The following is a 12,924-nucleotide window of genomic DNA, read 5'->3' as shown; positions in this document are numbered from 1 at the left end:
GCATTGCGGCAAAACCGTTTTAACGAAGGAGGCCATCATGGCTCTGGACACGCAGACCGACGTTCTGTCCTACGAGGCGCCCGAGAAGGATCTCTATGAGATGGGCGAAATCCCTCCGATGGGTTACGTCCCCAAGAAGATGTACGCCTGGACCATCCGCAAGGAGCGCCACGGTGAGCCGAACACTGCCATGGTCGAGGAAGTGGTGGATGTGCCCGAGCTGGATAGCCACGAGGTGCTGGTCCTGGTGATGGCCGCCGGCGTCAACTACAACGGTGTCTGGGCCGCGCTGGGCAAGCCGATCTCGCCCTTCGACGGTCACAAGGCGCCCTATCACATCGCCGGCTCCGATGCCGCGGGTATCGTCTGGGCGGTTGGTTCCAAGGTGAAGCGCTGGAAAGTCGGCGACGAGGTCGTGGTGCACTGCAACCAGGACGACGGCGACGACGAGGAATGCAACGGCGGCGACCCGATGTATTCGCCGAGCCAGCGTATCTGGGGCTATGAAACTCCCGATGGCTCCTTTGCTCAGTTCACCAATGTGCAGGCCCAGCAGCTGATGCCGCGCCCCAAGCACCTGACCTGGGAAGAAAGCGCCTGCTACACGCTGACGCTGGCCACCGCCTACCGCATGCTGTTCGGCCACGAGCCGCACGACCTGAAGCCGGGCCAGAACGTTCTGGTCTGGGGCGCGTCGGGTGGTCTTGGCTCCTACGCGATCCAGCTGATCAACACCGCCGGCGCCAACGCCATCGGCGTGATCTCGGACGAGAGCAAGCGGGAGTTCGTCATGGGCCTGGGTGCCAAGGGCGTTCTGAACCGCAAGGACTTCAACTGCTGGGGCCAGATGCCGACGGTCAACACCCCGGAATATGCCGCCTGGTTCAAGGAAGCGCGCAAGTTCGGCGCCGCGATCTGGGAAATCACCGGCAAGGGCGTGAACGTCGACATGGTGTTCGAACACCCCGGTGAGGCGACCTTCCCGGTCTCCACCTTCGTCTGCAAAAAAGGCGGCATGGTGGTGATCTGTGCGGGCACCACCGGTTATAACCTGACGCTCGATGTGCGCTACATGTGGATGCACCAGAAGCGCCTGCAGGGCAGCCACTTTGCCCACCTGAAACAGGCGTCTTCCGCGAACAAGCTGATGCTGGAGCGTCGTCTTGATCCCTGCATGTCCGAAGTGTTCACCTGGAACGACCTGCCTGAGGCGCACATGAAGATGCTGCGCAACGAACATCTGCCCGGCAATATGTCGGTTCTGGTGCAGGCGCCCAAGACTGGTCTTCGCACCCTTGAGGACGTTCTCGAAGCGGGCAAATAATCCCGCCCTGCCGGGTTTCTATTGCTGAAAATCAGAAGAGCGAATCATTTCAAGTGGTTCGCTCTTTTTTGTTTTCTGAATCTTAAAATATAACAATTTCAGAATGTTACTCTGGGCTTTCCTCACCATTTCTGGGGAAGGAAAATCTGCGAATATACGAAAAATTCTCGCAAAATTAGGCTGTCCTTGGGTGACATAGGCTCAAGGGGGGGCCGATATGGCAAAAAATGAATGGATTCTGGACGTTCTCGTTGACCTCAGAGAGGTTGCCGCTGCAAAAGGTCTGGGGAGGCTAGGCGACCAGCTCGATATCGCGCTGGATATTGCTTATGCAGAGATCACGCCTCAGCTTGATGACAACGGTACGCGATCCTATGGGGAAAACGGTAGATCTGGACGGCATCCTGGAGGACTTGGATGCCACCACGACACTTGAGGGTCTGCAAAAGATCACCGAGCGCGTCCGGGATGCCTTTGAGATCGATCATATCGTCTATCACTGGGTCGATAGCGCAGGCGAGCAATACGGCTGTGGCACCTATGATGATGTCTGGGTCCAGCGCTATCTGGAGCAGGGCTATCTGCGGACCGATCCGGTCATTATTGGTTGTTATCAGCGGTTTCATCCGGTCGATTGGAAGCGGCTCGACTGGTCCACCAAATCGGCGCGTATTTTTCTGAAAGACGCGCTGGCGCATGGGGTCGGCAATCAGGGTTATTCAATTCCGATTCGCGGCCCCAACGGGCAATTTGCGCTCTTTACCGTCAATCACAATTGCTCAGATGAGGACTGGGAGGAATTCACCGAAGCCCACAGCCGCGAACTGATTCTGATGGCGCATTATTTCAACCGCAAAGCGCTGGAATTCGAACCTGATCGCGGCCCGGAACAGGCCCAAACCCTGTCGCCAAGGGAAATTGATGCACTGACCCTGCTGGCAATTGGTTACAGCCGTGCGCAGGTCGCACAAACGCTTTCAATTTCGGAACATACCTTGCGCGTTTACATTGAAAGTGCTCGATTTAAACTCGGCGCGCTGAATACGACTCATGCAATTGCCCGCGCATTAAGCTGCGGTTTTATCGTTGTCTGATCCGGGCGCGAAAATCTGCTCAAATCCAATCTTATGAATTCGTTAATGTCTTTGGCGCATCGCCTTCTGGGCGTAAGCTCCCCCTGCATTTCAAGCAAAAGGGGACGAAAAAATGCTTCGCTATATCTACGGACACGACCTGCATAAACATCCTGAACTGGCCCGCTCCATGTTTCAGGATCGCGCCGACCAATTCCGCACCCGTCTGGGCTGGGAGGTCAGCGTCGATGCCAACGGACAGGAACGCGATCAATACGATGCGCTGGATCCGCTTTATGTGATCTGGGAAATGCCGGATGGCAGCCATGGCGGCTCCATGCGGTTTTTGCCGACCACCGGGCGCGTGATGGTGAATGAAATTTTTGGCCATCTCACTGGCGGCAGTCCGATCACCAGCCCGCTGATTTGGGAATGCACCCGGTTCTGCCTGTCGCGCAATGCGCCGTCCAAGGTGGCAGGTGCGCTGATGTTGGGCGGGGGTGAGATCATGCGCAATTTCGGCATTCGCCATTTCGTCGGTGTCTTTGACCGTCGGATGATCCGGATCTATCGCGCCATCGGCTCCAGCCCCGAGGTTCTGGGCACCGAGGGAGAAGGCCGCGACCAGATCAACGTCGGTCTGTGGGAGTTCACTCCGGACAGCTATGACATGGTGGCCAGCCGCGCGGGCATCGCGCCCGAGCTGTCGCGGCTGTGGTTCGACCGCTCCTTTGGCGGTGCCGACCCGATGAAGCAGATGGCGCTGACTGGCTAGGACCCGGGTCTGTCTTGCGACCCCACATGCCACGGGGCCGGTTGCATCTGGTGCAGCCGACCCCGCAGCTGTAGGGTCGCGCCATGACAAAGCCGCTTATTCAATTCTCCGACGATCAGGCCGCCGCTTTTGACAGCGTGACTGCGCTTTTGCACCAGGCCGGGGTGGATCTGGACGATGGTCTGCTGCATCCGCCGCGCGGCGATGCCGGGGTGATGGCGGTGATCGGCAAGGCGGGATCGGGCAAGACCCTGCTGCTGGCCGAGCTTTACAAGGCGCTGGAAGATGCCGGCGTCGAAGTGGTGTCGGGCGATTACGAAAGCCGCAAGAAAAGCGGCAAGCGCACCCTTGCGATCCTGGCCCCCACCAACAAGGCAGCCAGCGTGCTGCGGCTGCGCGGGGTGCCCGCGACCACCATTCACCGGATTCTCTACACGCCGGTCTACGATCCCGAATACGAACGCATCGCCGAATGGTTGGCCGGAAACGGCGAAGAGCCTGATATCGAAGGTCTTACCGAAGAGGCGCTGGCCCGCGCGGCGGCCTTTTACGAGCGCAACAAATCGATCCCCGGGGCGCTGGCGGCGGCAGGGCTGCGCGGCTCCGATTTTATCACCGGCTGGAAACGCCGCGAGGATCCGCTGGACATCGGCTTTGTCGATGAAGCCTCGATGCTGGATGACCGCCAGTTCAGCGATCTCAAAGAGATTTTCCCGACCCTGCTGCTGTTTGGCGACCCGGCGCAGCTGGCACCGGTGAACCAATCCGGCGCCATGGTCTTTGACGGGCTGCCCGAGACGCGCAAACTGGTGCTGAGCCGCATTCACCGGCAGGAGGCCGATAACCCCATTCTGGATCTGGCGCATGCGCTGGCCGATCCACAGCTGGGGTTCGAGGATTTTGAGCGCATGGTCGAAGACACCGCCCGCCGCGACGAGCGCGTGGTCTGGGGGCAGCGGGTCGAGGTCGACCTGATGGCGCGCTCTCCGGTGCTGGTCTGGCGCAACAACACCCGCATCCGTCTGATCAACGCCTTCCGCAGCGTCCATGGCGCCCCCGAGGATGCGTTGATCGAAGGCGAACCTTTGATCTGCGATGGCATCGAACTGCCGCTGAAACACCGCAAGAAACGTCTTGATCTTGAAGCGCGCGGGCTGATCAAAGGGGCGCAGGTGATCTACCTTGGCCCCGGCCGCAAGCCCGGATTTTCCCGCCTGCACGTGATGGGCGCCGAGGATCCGCAGGTCTCGGCTGCCTCCATCGTGAAGATCGAGAAACCGGATGAGGAAGAGCCCTTCATCCCCTTTGCCGCGCGTATGGGGGCGACCTTTCTGCATGGGGCGGCGGTGACCATTCACAAGGCGCAGGGTTCGCAATGGGAGACCGCGCAGGTCTTTGCCCCCGATATCTATGCCGCTGCGCGCATGGGCCGGGTCGAGGCCGGTCAGCCGCTGTGGAAGCGGCTCGCGTATGTGGCGATTACCAGGGCGCAGGAACGGCTGATCTGGGTGGTGCGCAACCGGCTGGCAAAACCCACCGGTCCGCTCCGGGTGGACGATCTGCGCGCCGCACCGGTGGCGGCGCTGACACTCGAGGCAGAGGAGGAAACCGCGTTATGAGCAACAAGACCATCCTGATCACCGGCGCCAGCTCGGGCATTGGCCGGGCGGTGGCCGAACAGTTCCTGACCCAAGGCTGGACCGTGGGCCTGCTGGCCCGGCGCGCGGACAAGCTGGCGGATGTGGCGCTGGGGCACGACCGGGCCTATGTGCTGCCTGCGGACGTGACCGACGCCACTGCCGTGGATCATGCGGTCAACAGCTTTGCCATGCAGGCCGGACGGCTGGATGTGCTGTTCAACAACGCGGGTATCTTCACGCCGCCCGGTACCATCGATGAGATCGCGCTGGAGGACTGGCATGCCTCGGTCAATGTGAACCTCACGGGCATGTTCCTGGCGGCGCGGGCGGCCTTTCGGCAGATGCGCCATCAGGCACCGCAGGGCGGACGGATCATCAACAACGGCTCCATCGCTGCCCATGTGCCGCGTCCCGGCTCGGCGCCCTATGCTGCCACCAAATCGGCGATCACCGGGCTGACGCGCAGCATCTCGCTGGACGGTCGGCCCTTTGACATCGCCTGCGGGCAGATCGACATCGGCAATGCTCGCACCCCAATGGTGGAGGATCTGGCCCATCGCCATGCCGAGGCCAATCCCGAGGCGGCGCCGATGGACACTTTCGATGTGGCGGATGCGGCGCGGTCGGTGCTGCATATGGCTGAATTGCCGCTGGAGGCCAATGTGCAGTTCATGACGGTGATGGCCACCAAGATGCCCTATATCGGCCGCGGCTGATCAAGGCAGGGCAGGGGACATGGCGGGGGAGCGCTCCCGCCCGTCTTCGGTCTGCGGACGCAGCTCTCATCCCGTTGGGCCCGGCACCGCGCATGGCGCGCTGCCTGTTTCGAGTGGTCGTGATCCTGTCGCCCTTGAAGACCTGGGCTAACCGTCTCGTCCCGGCTCGTTCGGGTTGCTGGAAAACAATGCGATCTTGTTGCCTTGTGGATCGCGCAAGTAGCCGACAAAGAACCGGGGGCCATAGGTGTCACGAAATCCTGGCGGCCCTTCGTCAGAGCCACCTGCGGCCAGCGCGGCGGCGTGGAGGGCGCGCACCTGTTCCTGGCTGCGCGCCTCAAAGGCCACCATGGCGCCATTGCCAGCCGAGGCCGCCTCTCCATCGAAGGGCGGTTTGACGTAGAAATCAGGCAGAGCGGGAGACTGGCCCGGCTCCACTGGCAGGGCGTAGCTTAGACCTTCAGGCCCCTCCGATAGCCCATAGCCAAGGGCCGGTAGGAAGGCAGAATAGAACTGTTTGGCACGCGTGATATCGTCAGCTCCGACGGTGACATAGGCGATCATGCTTGCTGTCCCATTGCGCGATACATCTGATTGCCAAGGTGGCAATCCGACTGGCTGTTTAGACTGCGAAACGGCATGAATTGACGCTCCTACCGGTCGCGCAGCAGCTGGAAGGCTGCCGAGGCGCCCCAGCCGGCAAGGACGGCAATAACCAGTGACATGATCCCGTAAATGAAGGGCCGTTCGCGCGAGAGGGCGTAGAGGAACCGCTCCAGCCCGACCTTGCGCACGTCGATTGCGGTTTCATAGCTGGAGACCACCTCGCCGCCGCGGGTCAGCAGCACGCGGGTGGTATAGGCGCCCTCGGTCAGGTTCGCGGGCATGTCGATCGCGGTGCGGAACAGGGTTTGCTGGTCCACGGTGACGGTGCTGGGCCGTAGGGAGTAAAGCCCTTCCTCGCGGCGGATGCGCACCACGGCCTCGGCAAAATCCTGGGCGCCGCGGATGTTCATCGCGGCCCCGACCGATCGGATGGCGCGTTCGACCGATACCTTGTGGCGCAGGTCCTCGATATCCGTCAGCACCGCGCCGAAGGGGGCGCTGGTGGCTACGGCGTAAAAGCTAGGCGCGGAGTCGACCAGCACGCTGTCGACATTGACCCAGATGCCAAGCTTCTTTTCCTTGCGACGCACGGTGACCGGGGCGGAGGGGCCGGACACGGTGACGATCACTTCGAGCGGCGGCGCATCCGCCGGGATCGGAGTGTCGCGTTTCACCGCGCCAAAAACCAGAATTTCAGAGCCGTCAAAATCAGCAGTAATGGCGACGCGGTTCTGGCTGAGGCCAAGCACAACCGCTTCGCGCTCGTTAGCGCGACCCGGGGAAGCGAGAACCGCAGGAAGGCTGAGCAGGGCAATTAGCAACAGGCGGAAGAGCGGCGTCATCAGTGACCTCCTGCCACGCCGAGCGAGAACAGCTCGTCCGGCTGAATAAGAAGCTCAAGCCCCAGTTTACCGCAGACCAGCAGCACCATCAGTGCCAGCAGGATCCGCAGCTGTTCGGCCTTGAGATAGGTGCCGATGCGGGTGCCGATCTGCGCCCCGACGACGCCGCCAACCAATAGGAGCACGGCCAGCACGATGTCCACGGTAAAGTTGGTGGTGGCGTGCAGCATGGTGGTAAAGGCGGTGACGAGGATGATCTGGAACAGCGAGGTTCCGACCACCACCTTGGTCGGCATGCCGAGGATATAGATCATCGCGGGCACCATGATAAAACCGCCGCCCACGCCCATGATCGCGGCCAGAATGCCGACAGCGACGCCGACCAGAACCGGCGGGATCACCGAGATATAAAGACCGGAGGTGCGGAATCGCATCTTGAAGGGCAGGGCATGCACCCAGCTGCGCTGCCGCCGCGCTGAGGGCGCGCCGCCCGATTTGCGGGATTTGCGTAGGGCGCTGAGGCTTTCGATGAACATCAACCCGCCAACGACGCCAAGGAAGACAACGTAGCAGAGCTTCACCAGCAGATCGACCTGACCCATCTGTTTCAGATGGTTAAAGACCACCACGCCGAGCGCGGCACCAAGCAGACCACCGGCCTGCAGCACAAGGCCCATCTTGATGTCGACGGTGCGCCTTCGAAAATGGGCAAGGACGCCGGAAAAGGAGGAGGCGACGATCTGGTTGGCCTCGGTCGCGACCGCCACAGCAGGCGGAATGCCGATGAAGAACAACAGCGGCGTCATCAGAAATCCACCGCCGACGCCGAACATCCCGGAAAGGATACCCACCAGCCCACCCAGCCCCAGAAGAAGGAAGGCATTGACCGAAACCTCGGCGATGGGAAGGTAGATCTGCATACTCAATTTAGACCCCTTTGCCGGTGCAAAATCAACTGGCGATGCCGCCCCGCAGCATTCAGGACCGATAATCGGGATCAATCTGGACTTATCACCTCGGCTGAGGGGGAAGGGCACGTGCAAAACGCAAAACCGCCCGGCGCGGGGCCGGGCGGTTTGACTGGGTCATGCAGCTATGTGAGCGGTGCGCTCTTAGCGCTCCTTCACGTAAGGCTCGCCGCCGGCGCGGGGCGGAATGGCCTTGCCGACGAAACCGGCCAGGATCACCACGGTCAGGATATAGGGCAGGGCATCCATCACCTGCACCGGGATGGTAACGCTGCCCAGTTCGATATTCTGGAACCGCAACGCGACCGCCTGCAACAGGCCGAACAGCAGGCAGGCGCCCATTGCGTGCCAGGGGCGCCATTTGGCAAAGATCAGCGCCGCCAGCGCGATGAAGCCGCGCCCGGCGGTCATGTCTTTCACGAAACCAGCCTGCAGGGCCGTGGCCAGATAGGCGCCCGCGATGCCGCACAGAAGGCCGCAGATCGCAACGGCGGCAAACCGCAGCCCCACCACCGAAACACCGGCCGTGTCCACCGCTGCCGGGTTTTCCCCGACCGCGCGCAGACGTAGGCCGAAACGGGTGCGGAACAGAACCCACCAGGTGAGCGGCACCGCGAGGAAGGCGGCATAGACGAGGATGGAATGCCCCGACAGCAGCTCGGAATAGATCTGCTGGAACATGCCCGCTTCGGCGATCAGTTCGGACAGGGGGCGGCCCGCTGCCTCGGCGTCGCTGGGGCCGATGGCAAATGGCAGTTCAAGACCGCCAAAGCGTCCTTCGCGCAGCAGGGAGGGGGTGCGCCCGCCTTGCTGGAACCAATCCTGGGCGATCAGCACGGTCATGCCTGCGGCCAGAAAGTTGATGGCAACCCCGGAAATCAACTGGTTGCCCCGGAAGGTGATCGAAGCGACCCCGTGCAGCCCAGCCAGCACCAGCGAGGAGGCGATACCCGCGAGCAGTCCCAGCCAGACATTGCCGGTGACTGCGGCCACTGCAGCGGACAGAAAGGCGGCCATCAGCATCTTGCCTTCAAGGCCGATGTCAAAGATGCCCGCGCGCTCTGAGAACAGGCCGGCCAGACAGGCCAAAAGCAGCGGCGTCGCCAGACGGACGGTGCTGTCCAGCACCTGAATGATGGTCAGGAATTCCATCAGGCTTTCTCCTTCCGCAATGCAACGAAGATCTTTTCAAGCGGTATCCGCACCATATTGTCCAGCGCGCCGGTAAAGAGGATGACCAGCGCCTGAATGACGACGATCAATTCGCGCGGGATCGAGGTCCAGAGCGCCAGTTCCGCGCCGCCCTGATAGAGGAAGCCAAAGAGGATCGCGGCCAGAAAAACGCCAAAGGGATGGTTGCGCCCCATCAGCGCCACGGCGATGCCGATGAAACCAGCGCCCTCGGTAGAGTTCAAAACCAGACGCTCGGCCTCGCCCATGACGTTGTTGATCGCCATCATGCCCGCAAGCCCACCCGAGATCAGCATCGAGATCATGATGATCTTCACCGGAGAGATCCCGGCATAAAGAGCGCCGGGTTCGGAATGGCCATAGGCGCGGATTTCATACCCCAGCCGCGTACGCCAGATCAGCAGCCAGACCACCACGCAGGCGGCAACGGCCACCAGAAGGCTCACGTTGGCCGGTGCCGATTTGGAAAAGGCGATACCGAATGGGGCCAGAAGCTCGTGCAGGCTTGGCAGGTGAACAGCTTCGGCAAAGCGGGCTGTGGCTGGATCCATGGCCCCTGCGGGCTTCAGCACATTGACCAGCATATAGTTCAGAACCGCGGCTGCGATGAAGTTGAACATGATGGTTGTGATGACGATATGGCTGCCGCGCTTGGCCTGAAGATAGGCCGGTATGGCAGCCCAGGCGGCCCCAAAGAGGGCGGCGCCGAGGGAGGCAAAGATCAGCGCCAAAGACCAGTGAGGCCAGGGGATGTAAAGGCAGACAAGCGCAACGCCAAGCCCCCCCAGCATCGCCTGACCTTCGCCGCCAATGTTGAACATCCGGGCGTGGAAGGCGACGGCGACCGCAAGGCCGGTGAACAGGAAATTGGTCGCATAGTACAGCGTGTAGCCCCAGCCATAGGTGGAGCCGAGCGCGCCGGTTACCATCATCTTGACCGCAGCAATCGGATCCTCGCCGATGGCCAGGATTACGAGGGCAGAGAGGAGGGCCGCCAGTATCAGGCTGATCAGCGGGATCAGGACCACATCGGCCCATTTCGGCATCTTTTCCATTTACGCGGCCTCCCCCGCGACACCGGCCATCAGAAGGCCCAGTTCCTTTTCATCGGTCTGATCGGCGGCGCGTTCGCCCATGATCATACCGTCAAACATCACCGCCACCCTATCAGACAGGGACAGGATCTCTTCCAGCTCGACCGAGACCAGAAGGATCGCCTTGCCCTCATCGCGCAGGGCGACGATCTGCTTGTGAATGAATTCGATGGCGCCGATATCGACGCCGCGAGTGGGCTGGCCGATCAGCAAGAGGTCGGGATTGCGCTCGATTTCACGGGCGACGACGATCTTTTGCTGGTTGCCACCGGAAAAACTCTTGGCGGCCAGCCAGGGATCCGGCGGGCGCACGTCGAATTTCTCCATCTTCGCAGCGGTATCGGCGCGCAGGGCGGCGTTGTCCATCAGAAGGCCCCGCTGGTATTCCGGCGCGTGGTGATAGCCAAAGGCGACGTTTTCCCAGGCGTGGAAATCCATGATCAGCCCTTCGCGCTGTCGGTCTTCAGGGACATGGGCCACATGGGCGGCGCGGCGTGCCCGCCCGTCCGATCCGGGGCCAGACAGCGGCAGCGGTGTGCCATTGAGGCGGATCGTGCCGGTGCCGGGGCGCATACCGCCCAGCACCTCCAGCAGCTCGGACTGGCCATTGCCCGCCACACCGGCGATGCCGAGGATCTCTCCGGCGCGCACATTGAGGTCGATGCCCTTGACGCGCTCGACGCCTGCCTCGTCCACGACGCGCAGGTTCTCGACTTCCAGGATCGGCTTGCCGGGCTTCGCGGGGACCTTGTCCACGCGCAGCAGCACCTTGCGGCCCACCATCAGTTCGGCCAGATGTTCGGGGCTGGTCTCGGCGGTTTTTACCGTTGCGGTCATCTCGCCGCGGCGCATGACGCTGACCGTGTCGGTCGCCTCCATGATCTCGCGCAGCTTGTGGGTAATCAGGATGATCGTCTTGCCCTCGGCGCGCAGCCGGTCGAGGATGCGGAACAGCTGGTCGGCCTCTGCCGGGGTCAGAACGCCGGTGGGTTCGTCAAGGATCAGGATCTCGGCCTTGCGGTACAGCGCCTTCAGGATCTCCACACGCTGCTGCATGCCGACGCCGATCTCGTCGATGCGCTTGTCCGGGTCCACGAAGAGTTCGTATTCCTCTTCCAGCGCCTTCAGCTCCTTGCGGGCGCGGGTCAGCGAGGGCATCAACAGCCCGCTGTCCTCGGCGCCCAGAACGATGTTTTCCAGCACCGTGAAATTCTCGACCAGCTTGAAATGCTGGAACACCATGCCGATCCCGGCGGAAATGGCGGCCTGGCTGTCTGGGATCTCGGTCTTCTTGCCGTTGATCCAGACCTCGCCGCTGTCGGCCTTGTAAAAGCCGTAAAGGATGCTCATCAGGGTGGATTTTCCGGCGCCGTTTTCGCCGATGATCCCGTGGATCGTGCCGGGGGCGACGCTGATGGAGATGTCCTTGTTGGCCTGGACGGGGCCAAAGGCCTTGGAGATGCCTTTCAGTTCAATCGCTGGTGCCGTCATTCTGGCTCCTCAACATGCGGGGGCGCGGACCGGGGGGATGCCGGTGTGATGCGCAGGGGGCGGATACCGGTGCGGCGGCGCGTCCCTCGGATGGGGTGGAAAAACCAAACCCGGAGGCGGCGTTGCGGCAGCCTCCGGGTAAAGTGGGCTCTGGCTATGCCTTTTCAGGACGGGCCAGAGCGGTTGCCGATCAGAACGACAGCGCCGGGCAGCTGTCGTCGGACATGTAGTCATGCACCTTCAGCTCGCCCGAGGCGATCTTGGCTGCTGCAGCGTCCACCATGGCTTTCATCTCGTCCGAAACCAGCGGTGCGTTGTTGTCGTCCAGCGCGTAGCCGACGCCGCCATTGGCCAGCCCCATGACCGAGAAACCGGTTTCCATGTCAGCGCCATCGCTGAAGGCCTCGTAAACCGCGTTGTCCACGCGTTTCATCATCGAGGTCAGTACCTTACCCGGGTGCAGGTGGTTCTGGTTGCTGTCCACACCGATGGACAGGATGTCCTCATCCGCAGCGGTCTGCAGAACGCCCACGCCGGTGCCGCCTGCCGCAGCATAGACCACGTCAGCGCCCTGGCTGATCTGCGCCTTGGTCAGCTCGGAGCCTTTTACCGGGTCATTCCAGGCCGCCGGGGTGGTGCCGGTCATGTTGGCGATCACCTTGGCGTCGGGGTTGGCGGCCATCACGCCCTGTGCATAGCCACAGGCGAATTTGCGGATCAGCGGGATGTCCATGCCTCCGATGAAGCCGACGGTGCCGGATTTGGAGGCCTCAGCTGCCATCATGCCGACGAGGTAGGAGCCCTCGTGCTCGTTGAAGACAACCGAGCGCACGTTGGGCGCGTCCACAACCATGTCGATGATGGTGAATTTGGTGTCCGGGTAGTCCGCAGCAACCTGACCCAGAGCGTCAGCAAAGGCAAAGCCTGCCATCACGATCGGGTTGGAGCCCGCTTCGGCAAAGCGGCGCAGGGCCTGCTCGCGCTGGGCTTCGGATTGCAGTTCAATCTCGCGGAAGCTGCCGCCGGTCTCGTCTGCCCAGCGTTTTGCGCCCATGAACGCCGCTTCGTTGAAGGATTTGTCGAATTTGCCGCCAAGGTCAAAGATCAGCGCCGGATCCGCCAGGGCCGCGCCCGCAGTGACGGCCAGTGCGGCCGAGCCGCCCATCAGGGTTTTCATCAGGCTCATTAGAATACTCCCAGTTGT

Annotated in this window: 12 protein-coding genes; 5 read left to right on the top strand and 7 right to left on the bottom strand. The window is 62.0% G+C overall.

Going from position 1 to position 12,924, the window contains the following annotated elements:
* Positions 1-37 precede the first annotated feature (37 nt).
* The 5 genes from ccrA to SM766_RS06445 all read left to right on the top strand — a co-directional run bounded on the left by ccrA (position 38) and on the right by SM766_RS06445 (position 5,528).
* Entirely contained in the window at positions 38-1,324 is a 1,287-nt protein-coding gene (gene ccrA, locus SM766_RS06465; protein ID WP_065272532.1) for a crotonyl-CoA carboxylase/reductase, read from the top strand.
* A 374-nt stretch (positions 1,325-1,698) separates the two neighbouring features.
* Positions 1,699-2,418, top strand: a complete 720-nt coding sequence (locus SM766_RS06460) for a helix-turn-helix transcriptional regulator (protein WP_065272533.1) — start codon at positions 1,699-1,701, stop codon at positions 2,416-2,418.
* A gap of 112 nt (positions 2,419-2,530) precedes the next feature.
* Positions 2,531-3,172 carry an acyl-homoserine-lactone synthase gene (locus SM766_RS06455; RefSeq protein WP_065272534.1) on the top strand — a complete coding sequence of 214 codons (642 nt, stop codon included), beginning with the start codon at positions 2,531-2,533 and terminating at the stop codon, positions 3,170-3,172.
* Between the two features lie 83 nt (positions 3,173-3,255).
* The gene (locus SM766_RS06450) at positions 3,256-4,791 is read left to right on the top strand and encodes an ATP-dependent DNA helicase (protein ID WP_274827613.1); all 1,536 of its coding nucleotides are present in this window, start codon (positions 3,256-3,258) and stop codon (positions 4,789-4,791) included.
* Positions 4,788-5,528: an SDR family oxidoreductase gene (locus tag SM766_RS06445; RefSeq protein ID WP_065272536.1), complete on the top strand. Its 741-nt coding sequence runs from the start codon at positions 4,788-4,790 to the stop codon at positions 5,526-5,528. Before SM766_RS06450 ends, SM766_RS06445 begins: the two co-directional genes overlap by 4 nt.
* Before the next feature lie 147 nt (positions 5,529-5,675).
* Here the strand turns inward: SM766_RS06445 and SM766_RS06440 are convergent, their stop codons facing one another.
* From SM766_RS06440 to SM766_RS06410, 7 genes are all read right to left on the bottom strand, one after another.
* The gene (locus tag SM766_RS06440; protein ID WP_368947275.1) at positions 5,676-6,092 is read right to left on the bottom strand and encodes a VOC family protein; all 417 of its coding nucleotides are present in this window, start codon (positions 6,090-6,092) and stop codon (positions 5,676-5,678) included.
* An 89-nt stretch (positions 6,093-6,181) separates the two neighbouring features.
* Positions 6,182-6,976 (bottom strand): TIGR02186 family protein, encoded by a 795-nt coding sequence (locus tag SM766_RS06435; RefSeq protein WP_065272538.1) that lies wholly within the window; start codon positions 6,974-6,976, stop codon positions 6,182-6,184.
* On the bottom strand, positions 6,976-7,896 hold the full coding sequence (locus tag SM766_RS06430) for a sulfite exporter TauE/SafE family protein (protein ID WP_368947357.1): 921 nt from the start codon (positions 7,894-7,896) through the stop codon (positions 6,976-6,978). Before SM766_RS06430 ends, SM766_RS06435 begins: the two co-directional genes overlap by 1 nt.
* Before the next feature lie 192 nt (positions 7,897-8,088).
* Positions 8,089-9,096 carry an ABC transporter permease gene (locus tag SM766_RS06425; RefSeq protein ID WP_368947274.1) on the bottom strand — a complete coding sequence of 336 codons (1,008 nt, stop codon included), beginning with the start codon at positions 9,094-9,096 and terminating at the stop codon, positions 8,089-8,091.
* Positions 9,096-10,190, bottom strand: a complete 1,095-nt coding sequence (locus SM766_RS06420) for an ABC transporter permease (RefSeq protein WP_368947273.1) — start codon at positions 10,188-10,190, stop codon at positions 9,096-9,098. The genes SM766_RS06425 and SM766_RS06420 overlap by 1 nt, the downstream gene beginning before the upstream one ends.
* Complete coding sequence (locus SM766_RS06415; protein WP_368947272.1) at positions 10,191-11,720, bottom strand: ABC transporter ATP-binding protein; 1,530 nt, start codon at positions 11,718-11,720, stop codon at positions 10,191-10,193. It abuts the gene before it with no gap.
* Positions 11,721-11,910: 190 nt separating this feature from the next.
* Positions 11,911-12,906, bottom strand: coding sequence for a BMP family lipoprotein (locus tag SM766_RS06410; RefSeq protein ID WP_065272543.1), 996 nt, complete (start codon positions 12,904-12,906; stop codon positions 11,911-11,913).
* Between the last annotated feature and the right edge of the window lie 18 nt (positions 12,907-12,924).

The organism is Pseudophaeobacter sp. A-200-2 (assembly GCF_041008815.1).
Lineage (GTDB): Bacteria > Pseudomonadota > Alphaproteobacteria > Rhodobacterales > Rhodobacteraceae > Phycobacter > Phycobacter gallaeciensis_A.
Note: the sequence above shows the minus strand (reverse complement) of the source record. Positions and strands in the feature narration are given on the sequence as shown.